Origin of the sequence: Sandaracinobacteroides saxicola (assembly GCF_014117445.1) — a bacterium.
GTDB lineage: Bacteria > Pseudomonadota > Alphaproteobacteria > Sphingomonadales > Sphingomonadaceae > Sandaracinobacteroides_A > Sandaracinobacteroides_A saxicola.
Genome location: NZ_CP059851.1, coordinates 1594614 through 1618233, shown reverse-complemented (window position 1 = coordinate 1618233; position 23620 = coordinate 1594614). Strand labels below are relative to the sequence as shown.

Genomic DNA, 23620 nt, shown 5'->3' with positions numbered 1-23620 from the left:
ATCGCTTCGCAATTTTTCCTCAAGCCGCTAGCCCCGCTTTGCGATGAATCTCTTGAAGGCCACCGCCACCATCGGTGGCCTCACCCTGGTCAGCCGGATCGCCGGGTTCGCCCGGGACATGCTGATGGCGCGCTACATGGGCGCCGGCTTTGCTTCTGACGCCTTCCTGATCGCCTTTCGTCTGCCCAACCTGTTTCGCGCCCTGTTCGCTGAAGGGGCGTTCAGCGCGGCCTTCGTGCCGATGGTCAGCGGCAAGCTGGGCAAGGGGGATGACAGGGGGGCAGCCCAGCGTTTCGCCGAGGAGGCGCTGGCGGTGCTATTGCCCGCGCTGCTGCTCTTCACCGGGATCATGTTGCTGTTCGCCGCGCCCGTCGTCTGGGCAATGACCGGCGGCTTCAAGGATGGTACACCGGAAAAGCTGGCGCTGACGGTCGAGTTCACGCGGCTGACCTTCCCTTATCTGCTGCTGATCAGCCTGGTCTCGCTTCTGGGCGGGGTGCTGAACGCGCTCGGGCGGTTCTGGGTGAACGCGGCGGCGCCGATCCTGCTGAACATCGCGCTGATCGTCGGTCTGGTCTTTTTTCGCGGCGACAGCGACATCGAGACGGCGCGGACGCAATCGGTGGCAGTGGCGGTCGCCGGCCTGTTGCAGTTCCTGTGGCTGCTGCACGCCTGCCACCGTGCCGGCGTCGCACCGCGACTGCGGCTGCCGCGGCTGACCCCCGATGTCCGCACCATGCTGGCGCGCATCGGCCCGGCGGCCCTGGGCGCGGGCGCGGTGCAGATCAACCTGCTGGTGTCCACACTGCTCGCCGCGCGCTTCCTGGATGAAGGATCGGTCAGCTATCTTTATTATGCCGACCGGCTGAACCAGCTGCCGCTCGGGCTGGTGGGGATCGGTGTGGGCACGGCGCTGCTGCCGGCGATGGCGCGGCTGCTGGCGTCGGACGACGCGCCCGCCGCGATGCACCAGCAGAACCGCGCCATCGAGCTGGTGCTGCTGCTGACGCTGCCGGCGGCGGCAGCGCTGGTGGTCAGCGCGGAGCCGATCATCAGCGCGCTGTTGCAGCATGGCGAATTCACACGGGCGGACACGGTCAAATGCGCGGCGGCACTGGCGGCCTTTTCGCTGGGCCTGCCGGCCTATGTGCTGATCAAGGTGCTGACGCCGGGCTTCCATGCCCGGGGTGACACGAAAATGCCGGTGCGGATCGCGGTCGCGTCGATGTTGGTCAATCTGGTCGGCAATCTCACGCTGATCTGGCCGCTGGCGCATGTCGGCATCGCGCTGTCCACGGCGGCGGCGGCCTGGGTGAACGCGGGCGCGCTCTGGTGGGTGCTGCGGCGGCGCAGGCAGTTCAGCATCGATGCGCGATTGGCCCGGGTGGCGCCGCGACTGTTGCTGGCGGCGGTGGCGATGGCGGTCGGGCTGTGGTTCGCCGGCGATGTGATGATGACGCACACGCAGGGATCCTGGCTGGAGCGCGGGCTGGCACTCGCCGTCTTGATGGCGGCGGGCGCCGCGGTCTATTTCGGTGTCGCGGCGCTGACCGGGGCGGCGCGCCCCGCCGATCTGCGCGCGGCTTTCAGGAGACGATGATGCGTGTGGTATCGGGCATCCAGCCCACCGGCAATCTGCATCTGGGCAATTATCTGGGCGCCATCCGCAACTGGGTGACGATGCAGGATGCGCATCCAGGCCAGTGCCTGTTCTTTCTGGCCGACCTGCATGCGATCACCCTGTTTCAGGACCCGGCGAGTCTTACCGCCAGCACGCGGGAGATGGCCGCGGCATTGATGGCGAGCGGCATCGATCCGGCGAAATCCATCCTGTTCAATCAGGCGCGGGTGCCCGAACATGCACAGCTGGCGTGGATACTCTCTTGCACGGCGCGTATCGGCTGGCTCAACCGGATGACGCAGTTCAAGGAGAAGTCCGGCAAGGATCGCGAAGGCGCGAGCATCGGGCTTTACACCTATCCGGTGCTGCAGGCGGCCGACGTGCTGCTGTACAAGGCGACGCACGTGCCGGTGGGCGACGACCAGAAACAGCATCTGGAGCTGGCACGGGACATCGCGACCAAGTTCAACAATGATTTCGCGGTCGAGCTGTTTCCGCTGCCGGAACCGATCATCCCGGCGGCGGCGCCACGCATCAGGTCGCTGCGGGACGGCAGCGCGAAAATGTCCAAGTCGGATCCCAGCGACATGAGCCGCATCAATCTGAACGACGACGCTGACAGCATTGCCGCGAAAATCCGCAAGGCCAAGACCGATCCCGCGCCCTTGCCCGACACGCTGGCGGAACTGGCGGAGCGGCCCGAGGCGCGCAATCTGGTGGACATTTACGCCAGCCTGTCGGGCGAGACGCCCGACGCCGTGCTCGCGCGCTTCGCCGGTCAGGGTTTCGGGGCATTCAAGCCGGCGCTCGCCGAACTGACGGTCGAGACGATCGCACCGATCGGTGCGAAGTTCCGCGCCCTGCTGGCGCAGCCGGAGGTTGTCGACGCGGCGCTGGCCGCCGGCGGGGAAGCGGCGCGGGCGATCGCAGCGCCCGTGCTGGCGGAGGTGCAGGCGGCAGTCGGGTTCCTGCGTTGATGCTGCGGGCCTTGCGCATCGGCCACGCCCATTGCGCGACTGTCCGGACCGGCGTCACGCTGCTGGTACCCGATGCGCCGGTGGTGATGGCGGTGGATGTGCGCGGCGGCGGGCCGGGGACGCGGGAGACCGATGCGCTCAGCCCCGACACGCTGGTGGAGCGGGTGCACGGCCTGGTGCTGGCCGGCGGCAGCGTGTTCGGGCTGGCGGCGGCGGACGAACTGGCGCTGTTGCTTTCGCGGGCCGGCATCGGCCTGGACGTGGGGGTCTGCCGCGTGCCGGTGGTGCCGGCGGCGATCCTGTTCGACCTGGGCAATGGTGGTGACAAGGGTTGGGATGAGCCGCCCTATCGCCGGCTGGCGCGCGAGGCTTTCGCAGCGCTGACGGATACGCCCGTCTGGGGGCGCGTGGGGGCAGGCTTCGGCGCGACGGCGGGCAGCAGGGCAGGGGGGATCGGTTTCGCGGACACCCTGCTGGACAATGGCGGCCGGGTGATGGCGGCGGTGGCGGTGAACAGTTTCGGCGAGGTCAGCGCATCACCCGCGCTCGACGGCCCGGTGCCGATGCCGAAACTGGCGCGGGCGCGCGGGCTGGCGCGGCAGAACACCTGCATCGGTTTCGTCGCAACCGATGTGCCGCTGACGCGCGGCGCCGCGCGGCGGGTGGCGGTGATGGCGCAGGACGGGCTGGCGCGCGTGATCCGGCCGATCCACACGCCCTTCGACGGCGACACGCTGTTCGCGCTCTCGACCGCGCCCGGCACGCCCGGGATGGTTGATCCGGTGCTGCTGACGGAGCTGGGAACGCGCGCCGCGGATTGTGTCGCGAACGCCGTCTTCAACGCTATCGGCTGAGCTCCGCGGCCGCGTTGGCGGCGGTCAGCTGCGCGGCGTCCTGTTTTTCGACCAGTTGCGTCTTCAGCGCCTCGATGGCCGGGCTGGTGGCGGCGTCCAGCGCCGCTTCCAGCGCCTCGCGGACTTCGGACAGGCCGGCGACCGCGCCTTCATAGCCGCTGAGCGCCTGTTGCGCCGCGATCCAGCGCTCGCTGCCCGCGGCTGATCCCTTGGCCGACAGCAGTGCCGCCGACAGCGCCGCGTCGCGCGTCAGCAACTGGCCTTCGGCGGTGCGCCACAGGGCAGTCAACCGTGCCTCCTCGGCCGGGGCCAGGGCCGCCTTCACGGGTTGGGCCGGGGCCACGATGGTGCGTTCGCTCTCGGCGGGGCGGGGGGCCAGCGAGGGCCAGGGGCCGGGAATCGCACAGCCACCCAGGAAAGCGGTCAGCAGCAGGGCAGGATAAACAGCGCGCATCGCACCCGCGGCAAGAGAGGTGGCGCACCCGGAACGATTCGAACGTCCGACCCCCAGATTCGTAGTCTGGTGCTCTATCCAGCTGAGCTACGGGTGCGTGGAGGACGGCGCATAACCCTGGCAGGCGCATTTGGCAAGGCCGGAAAAGCGGTCAGCGCAACCCCGTGATGTGCCGCACCGCCAGCACATAGCCGTCGATCCCCAGGCCCGAGATGATGCCCGTTGCAACTTGCGTGATGATCGAGCGCGAACGCCATTCCGCCTCCCGCCGGTGGATATTGCTGATGTGCACCTCCACCACCGGGCATTCGCAGGTCTTCAATGCGTCCAGCACGGCATAGCCGGCATAGCTGAAGGCGGCGGGATTGATGACGATGCCGGCGGATTTGCGCGCCGCCTGGATCCAGTCGACCATCTGATGCTCGGCATTGGTCTGCGCGAACAGCAGGCCGAACCCGGCACGGTCAGTCTCCAACCGGCACAGTGCCTCGACATCGGCGAGCGTCGCACTGCCATAGACGGCCGGCTCCCGCTCCCCCAGCAGGTTCAGGTTCGGACCGTTCAGGACATGAATGGTTTTTGCCATGATGCTCATCCGGTGCAACCGGCGGTCGGATTGCCCCGGCGATGGTCGGGGAGACAGGATTCGAACCTGCGACCCTCTGCTCCCAAAGCAGATGCGCTACCAGGCTGCGCCACTCCCCGAACATGGGTGGCCATAGCGCCTTGGCGTGCGGCGGGTCAATGCGGGCACATGGCATGCAATTCACGCAAAGTCATTTTCCATTCAGCCAGAATGACCTATGCTCACGCCAGAAGGATCGGTCATCATGCTGCGTTCACCCCTCGTCAAAATTGCCCTGCCGCTGGTCGCGCTGTCGATGCTGGCGGCCTGCACCACCACGTTCGACGCCCGCGTGTCGCGCTTCCAGGCGCTGCCGGCGCCCTCCGGCCAGAGCTTCGCCATTGAGGCGGCGGACAAATCCAAGGCCGGCAGCCTGGAGTTCGCCACCTACGCAGCGCTGGTCAGCCAGCGGTTGCAGGCCGCCGGCTTCGCACCGGCGGAAAATCCTGCGGCCGCCACGCTGATCGTCAAGTTCGATTATGGCGTGGGTGACGGGCGGGAGAAGGTGGAAACCCGTCCCGGCCCGGCCTTCGGCGGCTTCTACGGCGGCTGGCACCGCGGTTACTACCGGCCCTACTGGGGCGGCTATTATGATCCCTTCTGGGGCGGTCCGGGCTGGAACAACGAGGTGTACAGCTACACCCTCTATCCCAGCCACGTCTCGATGCGCATCAATCGCGCCAGCGACAGCCAGAGCCTGTTCGAAGGCCGCGCCGAATCCGCCGCGCGCAGCAATGACCTGACCCGGCTGGTGCCCAACCTGGTCGATGCCATGTTCACCAACTTCCCCGGTCGTTCGGGCGAAGTGGTGAAGGTGAGCATTCCGCAGGCGCCCAAGCGCAGCTGATCGCCATCCGGGCCACGGTCCTTTGGGTTGACTCGTCGCCGTTCGGCAAAAACCGGTTCCCACTTCTTGGCGCGATGCTCTAGGCTGCGGTGATGGCATGGCATCACCGGATCGTTTTCTGGCGCGCGCGCAACCCCGACGCGCCGCGCAAACCGCTGCCGCGATGGCTGCTGGCGGGCGCGGCGTTGGTCGCGGCGCTGCTGCTGTGGTTCGGTGTCGGCGGCCTGTTGCTGCATGACAGTCGCGGCGACATCGCCCTTCGCCCCGGCACGGCGCAGCTGCCCGCCGGCGGCTCCGCCACGGTGGCGATGGCGGCGCGGCTGTTGCAGTCGCAAACGGAAGACCGCGCCTTCACGCCCGACGATCCCTGGTTCTTCCCGTCCGCCCTGCTGCGTGCGACGCCGCGGTTCCAGAAATCCGTCGTCGCCGTGGTTGCCGCCTGGGTTACCGTGGCCAGCACGGCGAGCAGTGATCCCGATCTGGCCGCGGCGGCGCAATCACTCGCCGTTGTGCCCGACCAATGGTGGTTGCAACTGCGCTGGCCGCCGTTCGGCCGCCCCTCGGCGCATCATTATGCCGATGCGCAGGCCGCCCTGGAGCGGTTGAACGCGCGCCTTTCCGCCAGCCCGCCGGCCCCGCGCCGCGCGGCGGACCTGGCCTCGGCCACGGCGACGCTGGCGGCGCTGGTGGAGGCGGAAGCCGCCCGTGGCGACGCCCTGATCCGTGGCGGTGGCGGAAGCATCAGCGCGCAACTGGCCGGGGCACGCGGCACCGCCTTCGCCGCGGCGATGCTGCTGCGCGGCCTGCGGGACGACAATGCACTCCTCATCCGCGGCTCCGGCCGGGCGGCACGGTGGAATCTCGCGCTGGACGCGCTGGACGAGGCGGCGGCACTCGATCCGCTGTTTCCCGGTCGCGCCGACCTTGTGCAGTCCGGCTATCAGCTGTTGCAGGCGGCGCGCGCGCTGCGGGAAGCGGCGGCATGAGCGAAGCGGAAACCTATCTGGTGGTGATCGATTCGACCCCCGAAAGCCGGTTGGCGCTGCGCTATGCGGCGTTGCGCGCCAGCCATGTCGGCGCGCAGGTCAAGCTGCTGCATGTCATCGAACCGGCGCGCTTCATCCAGTGGGGCGGGGTGCAGGCCGCGATGGAGGCGGAGGCGGAGGAAGCGGCCGAGCTGCTGCTGGGCGAAATCCAGAACGAGGTCACCACGCTGACCGGCAAGCGGCCCGAGGCGATCATCCGGCGCGGCAAGGCGGCGGAAACGGTGCTAGCGGTGGTGAAGGAAGACGATAGCATCCGCGCGCTGGTGCTGGCGGCAGCGGCAAAGGGAAGCCCCGGGCCGCTCATCGATTTCTTCAGCGGCGAGGCCGCCGGCAGCATGCCCTGCCTGGTGATGATCGTGCCCGGCGGCATCGGGCGGGAGGCGCTGGACCGGCTGGCGTGACAATTGGCTGTTGAAGCGGCGGGCAATGCTCGCCACATGGGGATGACCAAGATCAACGCGCCCTGATGGCGCGAAGGATGTGCCATGCTGATCGAGACCGAACGCACCCCCAACCCCGCCACGCTGAAGTTCCTGCCGGGGCGGAGCGTGTCGCCCGACGCCACCCATGATTTCGCCGATGCCGATGCCGCCGACCGCTCACCGCTCGCCCGGGCCCTGTTCTCGCTGGGCGATGTCGAACGGGTGTTTTTCGGCCAGGACTTCATCACCGTCACAAAGGCGCCGGGCAGTGCCGAATGGGCCACGCTGCGTCCGGACATCCTCGGCATCATCGCCGATCATTTCGCCAGCGGCGCGCCGCTGTTGAACAGTGATGCGGTCGAGGCCGAAACCTTCGACGACCCCGCCGACGCCGACATCGTCGACCAGATCCGCGACCTGCTCGACACGCGCATCCGGCCGGCGGTGGCGAATGACGGCGGCGACATCGTCTACCGCGGCTTCCAGCGCGGCATCGTCTATCTGCACATGCAGGGCAGTTGCGCCGGCTGTCCCTCCTCGACAGCAACGCTGAAAGGCGGCATCGAAAACCTGCTGAAATATTATGTTCCCGAAGTGACCGAAGTCCGCGCCGTTTGATGTTGCCAATGAAAGGTTGTCATGTCCGCCCTGCCTGCCGATGCCCTCGACCAGCTGTTTGTCACCGCCCGCACCCAATATGACTGGCAGCCCGAGCCGCTGCCGGAGGCGCAGCTGCGTGGGCTCTATGACCTGGTGAAGCTGGGGCCGACGTCGGCCAACTGCTCGCCGGCGCGCTTCATCTTCGTGACCAGCGAGGCGGAACGGGCGAAGCTGTCAGCCTGCGCGTCGGAGGGGAACCGGGCGAAGATCCTGGCGGCGCCCTGCACCGTCATCATCGGCATGGACCTGGAATTTCACCGCCACATGCGGCGTCTGTTCCCGCATACCGACGCCAGCAACTGGTTCACCGCCACCCCCGAGCTGACGCGCGAGACGGCGTTCCGCAACGGCACGCTTCAGGGCGGCTATCTGATCCTCGCCGCCCGTGCGCTGGGCCTGGATGCCGGCCCGATGTCGGGGTTTGACAAGGCGGCGGTCGATGCCGCTTTCTGGTCAGGGACCCGTGTGGAAACCAATTTCATCTGCTCGATCGGCCACGGCACCGGTGAGAAAGTCTTTCCGCGCAGCCCGCGCTTCGATTTCGACGAGATATGCCGGATCGTCTGACGTCGCAGCCTGTCTTGGTTGTCGCCACCGGTCATACGCTGTCGCTCGCGTTGATCGCGGGGGCAGAATTGCTCGCGGCGCACGACGATCCGGCGCCCCGCGGCCAGGCCGATGCACTGCTGCCGGCGGTGCGTGCGATGCTGGGCGGCCAGCGCCCGGCGCGCATCGTGGTGGAGACCGGCCCCGGCAGCTTCACGGGCCTGCGCATCGGGATCGCGGCGGCGCGCGCGCTTGGTCTCGCCTGGGGTGTGCCGGTGGCGGGCGTGTCAAGCAGCCTGCTGACCGCAGCGCCTTTTCTGCGCGATGCCGATACGCCGCTCTGGGTGGCGCTTGCCGCCCCGCGAGGGCAGGTCTGGCTGGAGCCGATCGGCAGGCCCGACGGCCGGTCCCTCGCCGATCCCGTCGCGCTTCGCCCCGGCATGCCCCACGCGGTGGCCGCGGATGCCGCGCTGGTCGGCACGGGCCTTCTGCCCGGCGTTGCCACGCGCCTTGCCGGCGACCCGCCATGCGCCTCGAACGCGCGTTTTCTGACCGGCTGCCTTGGTGATCCGATTGCACGCTATGTCCGTCCGGCGGATCATGTCGGCGCCTGAACCGCTGCGCTGGCGCGGCGGAACCGCCGCCGATGTGGCTCCTGTGGCCGCCCTGGTGCGGCAGGCGTTCGATCCGGCCTTTGGCGAAGCCTGGAACGAGGCGCAGCTTCGCGATTCGCTGGCATTTCCCGGCACCTGGCTCGATCTGGGGCATGTCGGCGACCGGCTGGTGCTGTTCGCGCTCTCCCGCCAGCTGCTCGATGAGGTCGAGCTGCTGCTGTGCGCCTGTTCCCGAGACTGCCAGCGGCAGGGGTTGGGGCGACAGATGATGGCGCATGTCAAGGCGCAGGCGCGGCTGCGCCAGGCGCAACGGCTGTTTCTGGAAGTGCGTGCCAACAATCACGCGGCACAACGGCTGTATCAAGGCGCCGGCTTTGTAAAAATCGGTCAGCGAAAGGGCTATTATCGTGGCTCTGACGGCGAATTGTGGGATGCGATCACCTTGAATTGCCCGTTGCAAAAGGACTGATGATTATTTAGCGTCCAAATACCCGGCCAAAAAACCACCAAAACAGATGGCGGAAAACCCGGGTCGCAGCCGAGAGCAAACAAAGGGATCAAGAGAATGAGCGATAATCCGGAGCATAATGAACTGCTGTCGCTGACAGCGGACATCGTTTCCAGCCATGTGTCCAACAACAGCGTGGCGGTCAACGACCTGCCGCAGCTGATCCAGAATGTCTTTGCGACGCTGGCGGGCCTGGGCGGCACCGCGGCACCGGTCGAAGTGAAGCAGGAACCGGCGGTTCCGGTGCGCACGTCGATCAAGCCCGACTACATCGTCTGCCTGGAAGACGGCAAGAAGCTGAAAATGCTCAAGCGCCACCTGATGACGGCGTTCGGCATGACGCCGGAACAATATCGGGCAAAGTGGAATCTGCCGGCGGACTATCCGATGGTGGCGCCCAACTATGCCGAGGCGCGGCGCCGGCTGGCGAAGGAAATCGGGCTGGGCACCGGCCGCGCCGGGCGCAAGCGCAAATAGGGCGGCACGCCCCAGGCGGCAAAATGCGCCGTGCGACCTTGCCGTCGCGCGGCGCACCGCTTATTGTGCTGGCGCGGCGCAGGGCCGTGTTTCGCAGGTGTTGAATGCCAGGCTCGATCGACATCGAGGCGCTTTGCGCAAAGAAGGGGCTGCGGATCACCGAGCAGCGGCGCGTCATCGCCCGCGTGCTGTCCGACGCCGTCGATCATCCCGATGTCGAGGAGCTGCACCGGCGCGCCGCGGCCATCGACCGCGGCATCTCGATTGCCACCGTCTATCGCACCGTGCGCCTGTTCGAAGAAGCCGGCATCCTGGAGCGGCATGATTTCCGCAACGGGCGCAGCCGCTATGAAACCACGTCCGACGAACATCATGACCATCTGATCGATGTGGAAAGCGGCCGTGTGATCGAGTTTCATGACGACGAACTGGAAGCGTTGCAGGCGCGTATCGCCGAACGGCTGGGTTATCGGCTGGTCGATCACCGCATGGAGCTGTACGCCGTGCCGCTGAAAGCCGCCAACTGACGCACGCCATGCCCCTCGCCGCCGAGCGCCCCTTCCAGCGCATGGGCCATGTGAAGTCGGTGTCGGGCGTGCTCGCGGCGACGGGCGTGATCGTGCCCGCCATCGTCGCCACCCGCGCGGTCTCGCTGCCGAAATCGCAACGCCTGCCCCTGCTGTTCCACCGCATGTTCAACGCCTCGCTGGGGGTTCATGTGCGCTTGCAGGGTACGCCTGCAAATGGTTCGGTGCTTTACGTTTCCAACCATCTCAGCTGGATGGACATCCCCGTCCTCGGCTCGCAACTTCACGGCAGTTTCGTGGCCAAGTCGGAAGTCGGCGCGATGGGCTTCGTCGGCTTCATGGCGGACTTGCAACGCACCATCTATATCGAACGGGCGCGCCGTCAGGCATCGGGTGAGCAGTCCAACGCCATCGCCGACCGGCTGCGCGCGGGCGAGAATGTGTTCCTGTTTCCCGAAGGCACCACCAACGATGGCGTCCACCTGCTGCCGTTCAAATCGACGCTGTTCTCGGTGGTCGAAGGCCCGGGAAGCGAGGATTTCCGCATCCAGCCCCTCAGCGTCGCCTACACCGAACTGAATGGCCTGCCGATGACGCGCAACCGTCGCATCGAGATCAGCTGGATCGGCGACACCGACCTGGGGCCGCACGCGCTTGATTTCATGCGCATGGGGCGGTTCCGTGCCGAAATCCTCTGTCACGAACCCATCCGCCGCGCCGATTTCGCCAACCGCAAGGAACTGGCGAAATATTGTCAGGCCAAAGTTGCCGAGGGCTATCGCACGCTGACCCGGGGGCACGCATGACCGCGACCGACGGTTCACCGCCCCCGGCGCAGCCGCAAGGCCGACCGGCCGCCGGCGCCAGTGCGCCGCCTTTCTCCGTCGCAGGCGGCGAGCAGAAAAGCAGAAGCTTTGCTGTGCGAAGCTTCGGCTGCCAGATGAACGTGTATGACAGCGAGCGCATGGCCGAATCGCTGCGCGCTGCCGGTCATGTCGAGGCGGCAGATGCCGACGCCGATATCATCGTGCTCAACAGCTGCCACATCCGGGAAAAGGCCGCCGAGAAAATCTATTCGGAAGTCGGCCGCATCCGCCACCGCGCCGAACGCGCCGGCCGCGCCAAGCCGGTGATCGCGGTCGCCGGCTGTGTTGCCCAGGCGGAAGGCGGCGAAATGGCGCGCCGGATGCCGGCGATCGATATCGTCGTCGGTCCGCAGGCCTATCACAGCCTGCCGTCGCTGGTGGCGCGCGCCGGCAACGGCGCCATCGTCGAAACCGGCATGCCCGGCCTCGCCAAGTTCGCCGCGCTGCCGCCGCGTGCCCGGCGCGTGCCGCCCTCCGCCTTCCTGACCGTGCAGGAAGGCTGCGACAAATTCTGCGCCTTCTGCGTCGTCCCCTATACCCGTGGCGCGGAGGCCTCGCGCGCATTGCCCGCCATCCTGGACGAGGCACGCGCCCTCATCGACGGCGGTGCCCGGGAACTCACGCTGCTGGGCCAGAATGTGAATGCCTGGGGCCATGACGGCCGGACCTTCGCCGACCTGCTGCATGCCGTCGCCGACCTCGGCATCCGCCGCCTGCGCTATACCACCAGCCACCCGCGCGACATGGACAAGACGCTGATTGCCGCCCACCGCGACCTGCCGGCGCTGATGCCCTACCTTCACCTGCCGGTGCAGAGCGGCAGCGACCGCATCCTGAAGGCGATGAACCGCCGCCACGGCGCCGATTTCTACCGCGCCATCATCGACCGCGTGCGTGCCGCACGGCCCGACATCGCGCTCTCCTCGGACTTCATCGTCGGCTTCCCCGGTGAAACCGACGCCGATTTCGAGGCCACGCTGAAGCTCGCAGCCGAAATGGGCTACGCCCAGGCCTACAGCTTCAAATATTCGCCGCGCCTCGGCACGCCTGCCGCGGACAGCGCCGACCAGATTCCCGAAGAGGTGAAGGACGCCCGCCTCGCCGCGCTCCAGGCGCAGCTGGCCGCCGACCAGACCGCCTTCAACCGCGCCAGCATCGGCCGGCGCACCACCATCCTGCTGGAACGGGAAGGCAAATTGCCCGGCCAGTTCATCGGCAAGTCGCCCTGGCTGCAATCGGTGCATGTGCGGGCACCCGGTCTTGCCATCGGCGACCTGGTGACGGTCGACCTCGTCAACGCAACCCAATCGAGCCTGGAGGGACAGCCGGTGCAGCAGATGGCAGAGGCATGGTGAAGAAAGCCACCGCGGAGGCCGACCGTGCCCGGCTGGAAGTCGAGTTCGACAAGCCGCAGCTGCTGGGGCCGCTGTTCGGCCAATATGACCAGAACCTGATAACGGTGGAAAACCGGCTCGGCGTCTATATCGCCGCGCGCGGCAATCGCGTCGCCATCGAGGGCGACGCCCACGCCATCGCCCAGGCGCGCGATATCCTCACCTCGCTCTACAACCGGCTGGCCCAGGGCCAGCGGCTGGACAGCGGCGATGTCGAGGCCGCCGTCGCCATGGCCGGCACCCCCTCGATGGAGGGGCTGGTGCGCGCCGAGGAGGGCAGGGCACCCGCGCTGATGATCCGCACGCGCCGCAAGACCATCGTGCCGCGCAGCCCCACCCAGATCCGCTATGTCGAGGCGCTGGCGAAGGCGGACATCATCTTCGCGCTCGGCCCGGCCGGCACCGGCAAGACCTATCTCGCCGTCGCGCAGGCGGTCAGTCAGCTGGTCGCGGGCTCGGTCGACCGCCTCATCCTGTCCCGCCCGGCGGTAGAGGCCGGCGAGCGGCTCGGCTTCCTGCCCGGCGACATGAAGGACAAGGTCGATCCCTATCTCCGTCCGCTTTACGACGCGCTCTACGACATGCTGCCGGCCGAGCAGGTCGAGCGGCGGCTGGCCTCGGGCGAGATCGAGATCGCTCCCTTGGCCTTCATGCGCGGTCGCACGCTCGCCAACGCCTTCATCATTCTGGATGAGGCGCAGAATACCACGCCCCTGCAGATGAAGATGTTCCTGACCCGTTTCGGCGAGGGCAGCCGCATGGTGATCTGCGGTGACCCGAACCAGGTCGACCTGCCCGACGCCAGCAAGTCCGGCCTCGCCGATGCGGTGCGCAAGCTCGATGGCATTCCCGGCATGGCGACGCTGCGCTTCTCGGCGCGCGAAGTCGTCCGCCATCCCATCGTCGGCCGCATCGTCGAAGCCTATGAAGGGCCCCCGCAGGATGCCTGATCGCGATTCGCCCGACCCGGACCCCCTCCAGATCGACACCGGCGTCGGGGCCGGTGACTGGGGCGCGGAGGATTGGGATGGCCTTGCCCGGCGCGCCATCCGTGCCGCCCTGGCGGGCGCCGGCCATGCCGTCCGCGGGCCGACCGAGATCGCCGTCCGCCTGAGCGACGATGCCGAGCTGCGCGCGCTGAACGCCGCCTGGCGCGGCAAGGACCGGCCGACCAACATCCTCAGCTTCCCCATGGAGGCCGAAGCCGCCGCCCCCGGTGCGCCCATCATGCTCGGCGATCTGGTGCTGGCGCACGAGACCTGCGTCGCCGAAGCGGTGGCAAAGGCGATCCCGCTGACCGATCATGTCAGCCACCTGCTGGTGCATGGCACGCTGCACCTGCTCGGCCACGACCATCTGACCGACGCCGAGGCAGAGGCGATGGAGGCGCTGGAAACCGCGATCCTCGCCACGCTTCACATCGCCAACCCCTATGCCCTGGAAAGCCCCGATGTCTGATCCCGCCACCACCACCGACGGCCCTTCGTTGTGGCAGGCCGTGCGCGGGTTCCTCACCGGCCGCAACGAAGGCGCCTCGCTGCGCGAGAGTCTGGAGGAGGCGATCGAGGAGCATCAGGAAGCCGATGCGCATGCCGACGACCTGGACGCCAGCGAGCGGCTGATGCTGCGCAACCTGCTGCACCTGGGGGAGCGCAAGGCCGGCGACATCGCGGTGCAGCGCGGCGCCATCATCGCCTTCGACCTGCGCGAGCCCTTCCCGGCACTGGTGCGGCGCTTCCGCGACGCCGGCCACAGCCGCATGCCGGTGTTCGAGGAGAGCCTGGACGACATCAAGGGCATGATCCATGTGAAGGACGTTTACGCGACCATCGCGGAGACCTTCGACGATGCCGTCTCCAGTGCGCCGTTCCTGGATTTCGACAGCCGCCGGCTGGTACGCCCGGTGCTCTATGTACCGCCCTCGAAACCGGTGCTCGACCTGCTGGCCGAGATGCGCCAGTCGCGCACCCACATGGCGGTGATCGTCGATGAATATGGCGGCACCGACGGGCTGGTGACCATCGAGGACATCGTCGAGGAAATCGTCGGCGAGATCGAGGACGAGCATGACGACGAGTTGGAGACCCTGCTCAGCCCCTGTGTCGAGGGCTGCTGGAACGCCGACGCGCGCCTGCCGATTCCCGAGCTGGAGGCGGCACTGGGCGTGCCGTTCGACGACCCGGACGAGGATGTCGACACGCTGGGCGGGCTGGTGTTCGTGATGGCGGGCCGGGTGCCGGCGATGGGCGAGATCATCGAGCATCCCAATGGCTGGCGGTTCGAGGTGACCGCGGCCAACGGCCTGCGCGTCGAACGCTTCCGGCTGCACCCGCCGTTTCAGGAGGATGACCAATGACCGCGCGCCCTGCCTTTCTCGCCGCGCTGCTGTTGGCCGCCGCGCCGCTCAGCGCCGATGCGCTGGGGAATGGCGTGAAGGCCGACCTGCCGATGCTGGTCGCGCTCTACAAGGCGCTGCACGCCGTGCCCGAACTCTCGCTGCAGGAAGAAAAGACTGCGGCGCGTCTCGCCGGCCTGATGCGCGAGACGGGCTTCGAGGTGACGGAGAAGGTCGGCGGACATGGCGTGGTCGCGGTGCTGCGCAACGGCGCCGGCCCCGTGCTGCTGATCCGTACCGACATCGACGGCCTGCCGGTCAGGGAGGCGACCGGCCTGCCCTATGCCAGCAAGGCGACGGGGAAGGGCGCCGACGGCACGCCCGTGCCGGTGATGCACGCCTGTGGCCACGATGTGCACATGGCGGTGTGGATCGGCACCGCGCGCCGACTGGCGGCCGACCGTTCGCGCTGGTCCGGCACGCTGGTGATGGTCGCGCAGCCGGCAGAGGAGATCGTCGTCGGGGCGCAGGCGATGCTGAAGGACGGATTGTTCAGCCGCTTTCCCAAACCGACGCATGCCCTTGCCATCCATGACAGCGCCAGCCTGCCCGCCGGTCATGTCGGCTGGACCGATGGCTTCGCGCTGGCCAACGTCGATTCGGTGGACATCACCGTCCGCGGCATCGGCAGCCACGGCTCGCAGCCGCATTTCGGCATCGATCCGGTGCTGATCGCGGCGCGGACGGTGGTGACGTTGCAATCCATCGTCGCCCGCGAAACCGATCCGCTGACCCCGGCGGTGGTGACGGTCGGCACCATCCACGGTGGCACCAAGCGCAACATCATTTCCGACAGCGTCAAGCTCGAACTCACCGTGCGCAGCTATGCGCCGGAGGTCCGCGCGCGGGTGCTCGCCGCCATCGAACGCATCGCCAATGGGGAGGCGATGGCCGCCGGCGTGCCGGCCGACCGCATGCCGGTTTTCGCCCGCGCCGAATCGAGCGATGCGACCTTCAACACACCGAAGCTGACGGCGCAGGTGGCCGCGGCACTGGTGGCGCGATTCGGCCCCGCGCGTGCCTATGCCGTGCCGCCCTCGATGGCGGCGGAGGATTTCGGCCGCTTCCACGACGCCGACAAAAGCATCGAGAGCAGCATCTTCTGGGTGGGCGGGGTCGGCGCCAAAGCCTGGGCCGACGCCGGCGGCGACATCCGCAAACTGCCCGGCCTGCACAGCGCCTATTGGGCGCCCGATCCCGAGCCGACACTGGCGACCGGGGTGGACGCGCTGACCACCGCCGCGCTGACGGTCGTGGGCAAACAGCCTTAACGGTTGTTTACGCCCACAGTTGGGAATGTTTCCCAATGCTTGGCTTCCGGTTCAGCGCTCATTCAGTATGGGGATCGACGCTTCCATCTTAAATATCTGATACCAAACAGCAAAAATTTCCCGATCGACTTGGCACGCCCTCTGCATTGCCCTTGGCATCAACTCAGCAAGCAGGAGGCTCTCATGACCACCCAAGTCCAAAACAGCATCATCAACAATCTGGTGTTCGGCATCGCCGCCATCGCGGTCAGCGCCGCCACCCTGGTCGGCGTCGCCGGCCCGGCGCAGGCCGCCGAGGTGCATAGCGTCCGCGTCAGCCACGCCGACCTCGACCTCGGCACTGTTGCCGGCCGCACCACCCTGGAAAACCGCATCCGCCAGGCCGCGAAGAGCGTCTGCGGCGTGTCCGCCGACAGCCGCGACCTGCTGGCCAAGGAAAAGGCGCGCGAATGCATGGTCGCCGCCCTCGAAGGCAGCCGCGCAGCCGTCACCGCGGTCGTCGCCGCCAAGGCACCGGTGGCCGTCGCCTCGGTCAACTGACCGACGCAACGCCACCCCAAAGGTCCCGCCGGGCGCCCCCTCCGCCCGGCGGGATTTTTTCGTCTCCCCTCCCCTTCAGGGGAGGGGCCGGGGGTGGGGACGTCCATCCGGTCGCCGCGTCCCTGCTACTCCACCCCCAACCGCTTCATCGCATGCCGCAACTGGTCATAGCTGAGGTTCAGCAGCTGCGCCGCCCGCCGCTGGTTATGCTTCGCCCGCGCCAGCGCATCCTCGACAATGCCCTTCTCGAACGCCGTCACCGCGGCGCGCATGTCATCCACCGCGAACGCCGGCGCCGCCGCCACCGGCAGCGCCGCGTCCGCCAGTGGCGCCTCCGCCCGCGCGGGCGCGGCGAAGGCGCCCTTCGGCCGCCAGGGGCTGTCGAACGGATCCAGCTCGACCGCGGCGATCGGCCGGTCCTCGTCGCCCCAGCGATAGACCGACCGTTCCGCCACATTTTTCAGCTCGCGTACATTGCCCGGCCATTCATGGGCTTCCAGCCGGGCCTTTACACCGGCACTGAAGCCCGGAAACACCCGCCAGCCCAGCTCGGCGGCCATCCGCCGGCCGAAATGATCCGCCAGCACCAGGATATCCTCCGGCCGCGCCCGCAGTGGGGGCAGGGTGATCACCTCGAAGCTCAGCCGGTCGAGCAGGTCGGCGCGAAACTTTCCCGCCTCCGCCAGCCGCGGCAGGTCCTCGTTGGTCGCCGCCACCACCCGCACATCGACATTGGTGACCCGCGTGCTGCCGAGCCGCGTCAGCTCGCCATATTCGATCACCCGCAGCAGCCGCTCCTGCCCGGCCTGGGTCAGCGTGCCGATCTCGTCCAGGAACAGCGTGCCGCCGTCGGCTTCCTCGAACCGGCCGGCACGTGCCTTGGTGGCGCCGGTGAAGGCACCCGTCTCATAGCCGAACAGCTCGGCATCGATCAGGCTCTCGGGCAGCGCGGCGCAGTTCATCGTCACCAGCGGTTCCTCCCACCGCTTCGACAGCCGGTGCAGCCGCTCGGCGATCAGCTCCTTGCCGGTGCCGCGTTCACCGATCACCAGCACCGGTCGGGTCAGCGGCGCCGCCAGGCTCGCCCGCTCGATCGCATCGAGAAAGGCTTCGGACTGCCCGATCAACTGGGTCGCTTTGCTGGCCATGCCGCAAACTGGCACATTTTCCCAACTCTTGGCAATTCATCATATGTTAATCCTCCGGGCGAAAGTTATAAGCAACTGAAAAACAATAATAATTCCTTTATCACCGACTTGGCACGCCCCCTGCATTACCTCTGGCATCAAGCCAACAGGAGGCACCGATGACCAACATGACCGACACGCCGATCCTTCGCACTCTCACCCTCGGCACCCTTGCCCTCGTTGCCAGCGGCGCCTGCATGATGGCGGCCGCCGGTCCGGTGCAGGCGGCCGAAGCGCCTCGGGCGACGGTGCGCTATGCCGATCTCGACCTGGCCACGTCGGCGGGTCGCGCCACGCTCGATGCCCGCATCCGCGGCGCCGCCCGCAACGTCTGCGGTGTCGATCCGCGCAATCTCGCCGATCTCTCCCGCCAGCGCGCCTGCATGGCGCAGGCCATCGGCCACGCCAATATCACGCTTGCTGCCAGGGCCACTCTTCCGCAGCTCGCGAACCAGTTCCCGACCGCCGCCCAACCCCAGTCCTAGGCGGTCGGCACCTCGTCCGGGCGGGTCCATCCCCCTCTCGGCCCGCCCGGACGACATCTTGACCTTTCCCGGTCGCAAAACGGGGTCTAACATCCCCCACCAAGGAGCAAAAAAATGGGTATCTTCTCCCGCACGCGAGACATCATCCACGCCAACGTCAACGACCTGTTGGACAAGGCCGAAGACCCGGCCAAGACCATCCGCCTCGTCATCATGGAGATGGAGGAGACGCTGGTCGAAGTCCGCGCGTCCGCCGCCCGCACCATCGCCGACCAGAAGGAAATGCGCCGCACCATCGCCAAACTCGGCCAGGCGCAGGCGAGCTGGGGCGAGAAGGCCGAACTGGCGCTGTCGAAGGACCGCGAGGATCTGGCCACCGCCGCGCTGATGGAAAAGCAGAAGCTCGCCGACGCCGCCGCGCAGATGGTCGCCGAGATCGACGCGCTCGACGAGCAGCTGGCCGCGCACGAGGAGGACATCGGCAAGCTGGAGGCGAAGCTGCGCGAGGCACGCGCCCGCCAGAACGGCCTGCTCGCCCGCCTGGAAACCGCGCAGAACCGCGCCCGCATGCGGGCCATGACCAAGGGCCCGCGCATCGACGAAGCCTTTGCCCGCTTCGAGCTGATGGAGCGCCGCGTCGACATGGCCGAGGGCCGCGCCGAAGCCTATGACCTCGCCCCGCGCGCCAAGACGCTGGACGAGCAGATCAACGAGCTGAAGGCAAACGACAGCGTCGCCGCCGAACTCGCCGCCCTGAAGGCCCGCATGGGCAAGACGGACGCCTGAGATGAGCATCCCCGAGGCGCTCATCCCGCTCAGCGCGATCCTGCTGCTCTTCATCGGCCTGCCCTGGCTGATCTTCCACTACATCACGAAATGGAAGCAGGCCAAAGGGTTGACCGTGCAGGACGAGGATCTGCTCGACGAACTCCACGATCTCGCGCGCCGGCTCGATGACCGTTTGACCAGCATCGAACGCATCATCGCCGCCGACCGCGAAGACAAGATCACCCCCATTCGCAAAGGACAGTAAGATGGCCTACCGCCGCACTGGTTTCTACCTCGACAAACGCAACGCCAAGTTCATGGGCGTCTGCTCGGGGATTGCCGACTACACCGGTTTCGACGCCCTGTGGGTGCGCGTCGGCCTTGTCCTCGTTACCATCATGGGGGGCGGGCCGTTCACCATCATCGCCTATCTGGTGATCGGCTGGATGGCCAGCGACAAGCCACACGGCGCCTATGTCAACGACGACATCGATCCCGAGGACCGGCAGTTCTGGCAGAAGACCCGCGCGTCCGCCGGCCGCGGCATCCGCGAGGTGCGCAGCAGCTTCCGCGACATCGACCGCCGCCTGCGCGACATCGAGATCGGCTACACCAGCGGCAGCAGCCGCCTGTCGAACGAGATCGAGGCGCTGCGCTCCAAGTGAGCGCAGCCGCCCGGCACCATCAATAGGGAAGACGAACATGGGCGAACTGGCACTTCTGATCCCGATCATGGCATTGGCGATCCCCTTCTATGCCATCTACATGGGCAACAAACGCCGCTCCGAACTGATGCGCTACGAGCATGAAGCCGCCGGCTACGGCAGCATGAACAGCGAGCTCGCCTCGAAGGTCGCCCGCCTCGAGGCCCGCGTCGAAGTGCTGGAGCGCATCGCGACCGACAAATCGGTCCATCTGGCGTCCGAAATCGAAAACCTGCGGAGGTCGGCATGAACTTCCTCGAAGTCATCGGTGGTCCCGCCATCGCCCTCATCGCCATCGCCGGCACCATCGGCTGGGTCGTCACCACCTGGCTCCGCGTCAAGCATGGCTATCCGCTCGAAGGCAGCTGGGGCCAGAAGCTCAAGCCCGACCGGAGCAGCGAGGCGCTCGAACGCATCAAACTGCTCACAGGCGAAAATGCGCGGATCTCCGCCGAACTTGCCGCGGTGAAGGAACGGCTCCAGGTCGTCGAGCGCATTGTCACCGATCGCGGCTTCAGCCTCAGCTACGAAATCGATTCGCTCCGCCACTGAGCGGCAAGCCCGAAACAGGAGAAGGTCATCATGGGTTTCTGGGAAGCAGCCGTCATCATCGTGGCCCTGGTCACCATCGGCAAGGTCATGTCCGGCGGCCGCTGGAACCGCCAGACCCGGCGCTGGGAACGCTACTCGGAACACAACCCCTATGTCCGCCAGGGCGTCGTCTCCAACCCCGACGCGGTGACCAAGGCCGACCTCGCCCGCATCAACGAGCGGCTGGCGACGCTCGAAAAACTGGTCACCGACCCCGCCCGCCGCCTGTCCGACGAAATCGACCAGCTGCGCCGCTAACCCCTCTCCCGCAGGCGGGAAAGGGCAGGGCGGTGGACACGTTCGTCTCCCCTCCCCTTCAGGGGAGGGGCCGGGGGTGGGGCAGTCAAATATGAGACGGTCCGCATGGCCAAACGGCTCCTCCCGCGAGCGAGAGGAGCCGCCCCGTCAGGCCATCACCCGCCTCACCCCGACCCGGCGCCGCATCGCGCCGCCCACCAGCCCGAAGCCCACGATCATCATCGCCCAAGCAGTAGGTTCTGGGACAACGGCGCCGATCGGACGCGGGGCGTAATTGAAGCCGGTGGAGCTTTCGAAGTGGATCGACGGGTCGTCTGATGTGAAGAAGTTATAGGCGGAGTTGTTGGCGAATATCTGCAGGGACGCGCTGGCGTCTGCGAGCCAGGCGCTGTTCGTGAGAGTTGAGGAAAGACCAAGATATTGCGAAAAGCCACGCTGCTCGCCGATATTAAATTCTATTGGTACATTCCACTTGAGATATTGTTCATTTCCCACCGAAAACGTGCTATATCCTGGTGTTATAGCAAGTCGACATAAGGGGTTAAGATTTGAATGGCACCAGCTCACGCCAGGTGCGCCAAAGAAAATCTCTGGATACATGTCCATTTTCTGCGGCACGTCGCGCGGCGGGATCGGCATGCCGAGCGGAGTCGGACTGATGGCGAGGACCTTTGGCACACCGAGAATAACAACAGCGTTTGCGGTGATACGCGTGCCTTCTGCAAGCGTGTCCGAGCGGGCTACGACGTCATAGTTCAATTGTGTGCCGACGGCGTGGATGAAGCGGAAGCCCGATGCTGTCCACCGAGTGGTATAGCCCCGTGTGTCCGATAGCGATTTGATGAAATTGGGGCCGGCATAGGTCCACGCCGAACCGCGATAGAATTGCTCACCGTTCAACCAAGGATCGTGCAGCGTCGATCTGTAGTCGTAGATGGACTCGACGCCGCCGCCAACCGGGACACCCAAACGACTTCTATTGTCCAATGGATAGATCGACGAAGTGCCATGGTAAAAATCGGCGGTGGTGATTGCGATCGCCGGCTGTGGCAAGGTGGCGGCCAGCCCAAGCGCCGCGATCATCGACGTCATCTTGAAGTGCATCTGTCCCTCCTATGTAGTCGGGTGATGTGCCGTGGCACTTTGGTTTGCCTCCGACGCGCGGCGCATCGCCCGTTGGGGGGAAACCTGGCATGATTCGTGTGGGTGTCGGCGTGACGACCGTCACGCTCAATACAAACCTACAACCCCAGCCGCCCCAGCACCTCCGCGGGCGCCGCCGCAATCCGCTCGCTGGCATGGGCGTAACCAATCTCCAGCGCGCGGCCGAACTGCCGCCAGTCCAGGATCGGCAATCCGCCCACTGGTGGTGTCAGCAGCAGGTCGCACGCCCGCGCCGCATTGGCCCGCGTTTCCCGGCTGGTCAGCGTGCCGGAGCGCGCCAGCACCGAGGCGATGCCCGGCGCCTCGCCCCGCCGCCCCAGCCAGCGAAAACCGCTGCCATCCAGCTCCTCCGCGCGGCATTCCAGCGCCAGCTGGCTGCCCACATCCACCCCGATCACCGGCCCGCGCCCCTCGCCCCGCGCATGCAGCACCGGGAAATTGTTCAGCACGGCGCCGTCCACCAGCACCTCGCCCGCCATCGCCACCGGCGGCAACAGCCCGGGGATCGCCAGGCTGGCCCGCACCGCCTGCCACAACAGGCCCTCGCGGTGCAGCCGCTCGCTCGCGTTCGAAAGGTTGGTGGACACGCAAAAATAGGGGTGGGGCAGGGCCTCGATCCGGCGCTCGCCGAACGCCGCCCGCAGCAGCGCGCTCACCTTGCGCCCGCCCGTCAGCGCCAGCAGCGGCAGCGTGTAATCGCTGACCGGGTTCGCCACCACGAAACTGGCATGGAAGCGCGCCTCCGCCTCCTCCTGGCTCCAGCCGGCGGCATAGCCCGCGGCCACGATCGACCCCATCGACACACCGGCGAAGCGGTCGATCACCACGCCCGCCGCCCGCAGCGCCTTCACCACACCCAGATGCGCCAGCCCGCGCGCGCCACCGCCGGACAGCACGATGCCCACCGCGCGATTCACCAGCAGCCGCGCCAGCCGGCCGAGCGCCGCGCCGTCACCCGCCGCCACCGGCAGCGTCACGGACAGCGGCAGCAGGGCCCGCCATCCCGCGGCATCCTCCCCCTCCAGCAGTGCCAGGTCGAACGGCGCCGCCGCGGAGGCCGCCAGCAACGCCCGCAATTCGGGGTGCAGCGGCCGCGCCCGCCCCGCCAGCAACAACACCCGGTCGGCCTGCCGCAACGCCCGTGCCCGCCAGGTCTCGGCCTCCCCGCCGGCGGCATAGAGCGTCACGTCATGCGCTGCCTCCACCGCCGCCAGCGCATCGGGACCGGCGCGGGCGTCACCATCGCTGAGCAGCGCCACCTTCAACCCCAACGCCTGCAACGGCGCCACCAGCCGGCGGGCGAAGTCCAACGCGTCCAGCCCCGGCGTCAGCGCGATCACCGCCAGCGTCCGCGGCGCCGCCAGCCCCTCCTGCCGGGTCGTGCGCGTCACCAGCAGCTGCATCATCCGCCACATCGATTCCGGTGAATCGCGCAGCACCTGCCGCAGCGCCTCCTTCGGCACGTGCAGCAACAGGCTGTCGCGCACCGCGCTGACATGCGCCATGTGCGGCGCGCCGGAAATCATCGACAGTTCGCCGACGCTCTCGCCCGGATTGACGAACCCCAGCGGCCCGCTCTCGCCTGCCCGCACCACCTTCAACCGGCCCGACAGCAACACCCAGACGCCGGCGCTGACCCCGCCCTGCTCGATCAGCCGCGCGCCACCGGGCAGCCCCATGGGCACCGCCACCGCGGCGAGCGCATCCAGCGCGTCAGCCGACAGCCCGGCGAACAGACCCACGTCAGCCAGCACCCCCCGAATCTCCACCGCGCGCCTCCCGCCACCAGTCTATCGCCATTCACGGCGACAACAAATGG

At 67.5% G+C, this 23620-nt stretch carries 30 protein-coding genes, 2 tRNA genes and 1 pseudogene; 26 read left to right on the top strand and 7 right to left on the bottom strand.

What is annotated here, in order from left to right; translation table 11 throughout:
* Positions 1 to 43: 43 nt before the first annotated feature.
* From murJ to H3309_RS08105, 3 genes are read left to right on the top strand one after another with little or no spacing between them, the layout of a single operon-like run.
* Positions 44 to 1600 (top strand): murein biosynthesis integral membrane protein MurJ, encoded by a 1557-nt coding sequence (gene murJ, locus H3309_RS08115; protein WP_182298280.1) that lies wholly within the window; start codon positions 44 to 46, stop codon positions 1598 to 1600.
* Positions 1600 to 2598 (top strand): tryptophan--tRNA ligase, encoded by a 999-nt coding sequence (gene trpS, locus H3309_RS08110; RefSeq protein ID WP_182298580.1) that lies wholly within the window; start codon positions 1600 to 1602, stop codon positions 2596 to 2598. Before murJ ends, trpS begins: the two co-directional genes overlap by 1 nt.
* Entirely contained in the window at positions 2598 to 3452 is an 855-nt protein-coding gene (locus H3309_RS08105; RefSeq protein ID WP_182298279.1) for a P1 family peptidase, read from the top strand. Before trpS ends, H3309_RS08105 begins: the two co-directional genes overlap by 1 nt.
* On the opposite strand, the gene H3309_RS08100 is transcribed toward H3309_RS08105, so the two are convergent.
* The 4 genes from H3309_RS08100 to H3309_RS08085 form a co-directional block, all read right to left on the bottom strand.
* Positions 3442 to 3906, bottom strand: coding sequence for a hypothetical protein (locus H3309_RS08100; protein ID WP_182298278.1), 465 nt, complete (start codon positions 3904 to 3906; stop codon positions 3442 to 3444). The two genes, H3309_RS08105 and H3309_RS08100, sit on opposite strands and share 11 nt — an antisense overlap.
* A gap of 20 nt (positions 3907 to 3926) precedes the next feature.
* Positions 3927 to 4003 (bottom strand) — tRNA-Arg (locus H3309_RS08095).
* Positions 4004 to 4057: 54 nt separating this feature from the next.
* Positions 4058 to 4492 (bottom strand): type II 3-dehydroquinate dehydratase, encoded by a 435-nt coding sequence (locus H3309_RS08090; protein WP_182298277.1) that lies wholly within the window; start codon positions 4490 to 4492, stop codon positions 4058 to 4060.
* A gap of 42 nt (positions 4493 to 4534) precedes the next feature.
* Positions 4535 to 4611: transfer RNA gene (locus tag H3309_RS08085), tRNA-Pro, on the bottom strand.
* A 125-nt stretch (positions 4612 to 4736) separates the two neighbouring features.
* Between H3309_RS08085 and H3309_RS08080 the strand changes: the two genes are divergently transcribed.
* From H3309_RS08080 to H3309_RS08005, 16 genes are all read left to right on the top strand, one after another.
* Positions 4737 to 5378, top strand: coding sequence for a DUF4136 domain-containing protein (locus H3309_RS08080; protein ID WP_182298274.1), 642 nt, complete (start codon positions 4737 to 4739; stop codon positions 5376 to 5378).
* Positions 5379 to 5470: 92 nt separating this feature from the next.
* Positions 5471 to 6364 (top strand): hypothetical protein, encoded by an 894-nt coding sequence (locus H3309_RS08075; RefSeq protein WP_182298272.1) that lies wholly within the window; start codon positions 5471 to 5473, stop codon positions 6362 to 6364.
* Positions 6361 to 6825: a universal stress protein gene (locus H3309_RS08070; protein WP_182298270.1), complete on the top strand. Its 465-nt coding sequence runs from the start codon at positions 6361 to 6363 to the stop codon at positions 6823 to 6825. Before H3309_RS08075 ends, H3309_RS08070 begins: the two co-directional genes overlap by 4 nt.
* Before the next feature lie 84 nt (positions 6826 to 6909).
* Positions 6910 to 7464 carry a NifU family protein gene (locus H3309_RS08065; RefSeq protein WP_182298268.1) on the top strand — a complete coding sequence of 185 codons (555 nt, stop codon included), beginning with the start codon at positions 6910 to 6912 and terminating at the stop codon, positions 7462 to 7464.
* Positions 7465 to 7485: 21 nt separating this feature from the next.
* Positions 7486 to 8073 carry a malonic semialdehyde reductase gene (locus H3309_RS08060; RefSeq protein ID WP_182298266.1) on the top strand — a complete coding sequence of 196 codons (588 nt, stop codon included), beginning with the start codon at positions 7486 to 7488 and terminating at the stop codon, positions 8071 to 8073.
* Positions 8058 to 8666: a tRNA (adenosine(37)-N6)-threonylcarbamoyltransferase complex dimerization subunit type 1 TsaB gene (gene tsaB / locus H3309_RS08055; protein WP_182298265.1), complete on the top strand. Its 609-nt coding sequence runs from the start codon at positions 8058 to 8060 to the stop codon at positions 8664 to 8666. The genes H3309_RS08060 and tsaB overlap by 16 nt, the downstream gene beginning before the upstream one ends.
* Positions 8653 to 9135 (top strand): GNAT family N-acetyltransferase, encoded by a 483-nt coding sequence (locus tag H3309_RS08050; RefSeq protein WP_182298263.1) that lies wholly within the window; start codon positions 8653 to 8655, stop codon positions 9133 to 9135. The genes tsaB and H3309_RS08050 overlap by 14 nt, the downstream gene beginning before the upstream one ends.
* Before the next feature lie 96 nt (positions 9136 to 9231).
* Complete coding sequence (locus tag H3309_RS08045; protein WP_182298261.1) at positions 9232 to 9651, top strand: MucR family transcriptional regulator; 420 nt, start codon at positions 9232 to 9234, stop codon at positions 9649 to 9651.
* 104 nt (positions 9652 to 9755) lie between these two features.
* Positions 9756 to 10178 (top strand): Fur family transcriptional regulator, encoded by a 423-nt coding sequence (locus H3309_RS08040; RefSeq protein WP_182298259.1) that lies wholly within the window; start codon positions 9756 to 9758, stop codon positions 10176 to 10178.
* An 8-nt stretch (positions 10179 to 10186) separates the two neighbouring features.
* Complete coding sequence (locus H3309_RS08035; protein ID WP_182298257.1) at positions 10187 to 10984, top strand: lysophospholipid acyltransferase family protein; 798 nt, start codon at positions 10187 to 10189, stop codon at positions 10982 to 10984.
* 113 nt (positions 10985 to 11097) lie between these two features.
* Entirely contained in the window at positions 11098 to 12399 is a 1302-nt protein-coding gene (gene miaB, locus H3309_RS08030; RefSeq protein WP_256402020.1) for a tRNA (N6-isopentenyl adenosine(37)-C2)-methylthiotransferase MiaB, read from the top strand.
* Positions 12393 to 13388: a PhoH family protein gene (locus tag H3309_RS08025; protein ID WP_182298254.1), complete on the top strand. Its 996-nt coding sequence runs from the start codon at positions 12393 to 12395 to the stop codon at positions 13386 to 13388. The genes miaB and H3309_RS08025 overlap by 7 nt, the downstream gene beginning before the upstream one ends.
* Positions 13381 to 13896 carry an rRNA maturation RNase YbeY gene (gene ybeY / locus H3309_RS08020; RefSeq protein WP_182298252.1) on the top strand — a complete coding sequence of 172 codons (516 nt, stop codon included), beginning with the start codon at positions 13381 to 13383 and terminating at the stop codon, positions 13894 to 13896. The genes H3309_RS08025 and ybeY overlap by 8 nt, the downstream gene beginning before the upstream one ends.
* On the top strand, positions 13889 to 14794 hold the full coding sequence (locus H3309_RS08015; RefSeq protein ID WP_182298250.1) for a hemolysin family protein: 906 nt from the start codon (positions 13889 to 13891) through the stop codon (positions 14792 to 14794). The genes ybeY and H3309_RS08015 overlap by 8 nt, the downstream gene beginning before the upstream one ends.
* Complete coding sequence (locus H3309_RS08010; RefSeq protein ID WP_182298248.1) at positions 14791 to 16104, top strand: amidohydrolase; 1314 nt, start codon at positions 14791 to 14793, stop codon at positions 16102 to 16104. Before H3309_RS08015 ends, H3309_RS08010 begins: the two co-directional genes overlap by 4 nt.
* A 183-nt stretch (positions 16105 to 16287) precedes the next feature.
* The gene (locus H3309_RS08005) at positions 16288 to 16644 is read left to right on the top strand and encodes a UrcA family protein (protein ID WP_182298247.1); all 357 of its coding nucleotides are present in this window, start codon (positions 16288 to 16290) and stop codon (positions 16642 to 16644) included.
* 125 nt (positions 16645 to 16769) lie between these two features.
* Here the strand turns inward: H3309_RS08005 and pspF are convergent, their stop codons facing one another.
* On the bottom strand, positions 16770 to 17792 hold the full coding sequence (pspF, locus tag H3309_RS08000; RefSeq protein ID WP_182298245.1) for a phage shock protein operon transcriptional activator: 1023 nt from the start codon (positions 17790 to 17792) through the stop codon (positions 16770 to 16772).
* 158 nt (positions 17793 to 17950) lie between these two features.
* On the opposite strand from pspF, the gene H3309_RS07995 reads away from it, so the two are divergent.
* The 7 genes from H3309_RS07995 to H3309_RS07965 all read left to right on the top strand — a co-directional run bounded on the left by H3309_RS07995 (position 17951) and on the right by H3309_RS07965 (position 20637).
* Complete coding sequence (locus H3309_RS07995; RefSeq protein WP_243453884.1) at positions 17951 to 18316, top strand: UrcA family protein; 366 nt, start codon at positions 17951 to 17953, stop codon at positions 18314 to 18316.
* 114 nt (positions 18317 to 18430) lie between these two features.
* The gene (pspA, locus tag H3309_RS07990) at positions 18431 to 19102 is read left to right on the top strand and encodes a phage shock protein PspA (RefSeq protein WP_182298243.1); all 672 of its coding nucleotides are present in this window, start codon (positions 18431 to 18433) and stop codon (positions 19100 to 19102) included.
* A gap of 1 nt (position 19103) precedes the next feature.
* On the top strand, positions 19104 to 19349 hold the full coding sequence (gene pspB / locus H3309_RS07985; protein ID WP_182298241.1) for an envelope stress response membrane protein PspB: 246 nt from the start codon (positions 19104 to 19106) through the stop codon (positions 19347 to 19349).
* A 1-nt stretch (position 19350) separates the two neighbouring features.
* Positions 19351 to 19749 (top strand): envelope stress response membrane protein PspC, encoded by a 399-nt coding sequence (gene pspC / locus H3309_RS07980; RefSeq protein ID WP_182298238.1) that lies wholly within the window; start codon positions 19351 to 19353, stop codon positions 19747 to 19749.
* Between the two features lie 37 nt (positions 19750 to 19786).
* A complete protein-coding gene (locus H3309_RS07975; RefSeq protein WP_182298236.1) occupies positions 19787 to 20038 on the top strand; it encodes a hypothetical protein in 252 nt (83 codons plus the stop codon).
* Positions 20035 to 20340 (top strand): hypothetical protein, encoded by a 306-nt coding sequence (locus H3309_RS07970; RefSeq protein ID WP_182298234.1) that lies wholly within the window; start codon positions 20035 to 20037, stop codon positions 20338 to 20340. The genes H3309_RS07975 and H3309_RS07970 overlap by 4 nt, the downstream gene beginning before the upstream one ends.
* 30 nt (positions 20341 to 20370) lie before the next feature.
* On the top strand, positions 20371 to 20637 hold the full coding sequence (locus tag H3309_RS07965) for a hypothetical protein (RefSeq protein WP_182298232.1): 267 nt from the start codon (positions 20371 to 20373) through the stop codon (positions 20635 to 20637).
* Between the two features lie 147 nt (positions 20638 to 20784).
* Here the strand turns inward: H3309_RS07965 and H3309_RS17790 are convergent.
* Positions 20785 to 20883 (bottom strand): annotated as a pseudogene (locus H3309_RS17790) (PEPxxWA-CTERM sorting domain-containing protein); the annotation flags it as partial.
* A gap of 995 nt (positions 20884 to 21878) precedes the next feature.
* Entirely contained in the window at positions 21879 to 23570 is a 1692-nt protein-coding gene (locus H3309_RS07955) for a patatin-like phospholipase family protein (protein ID WP_182298230.1), read from the bottom strand.
* Positions 23571 to 23620: the final 50 nt, after the last annotated feature.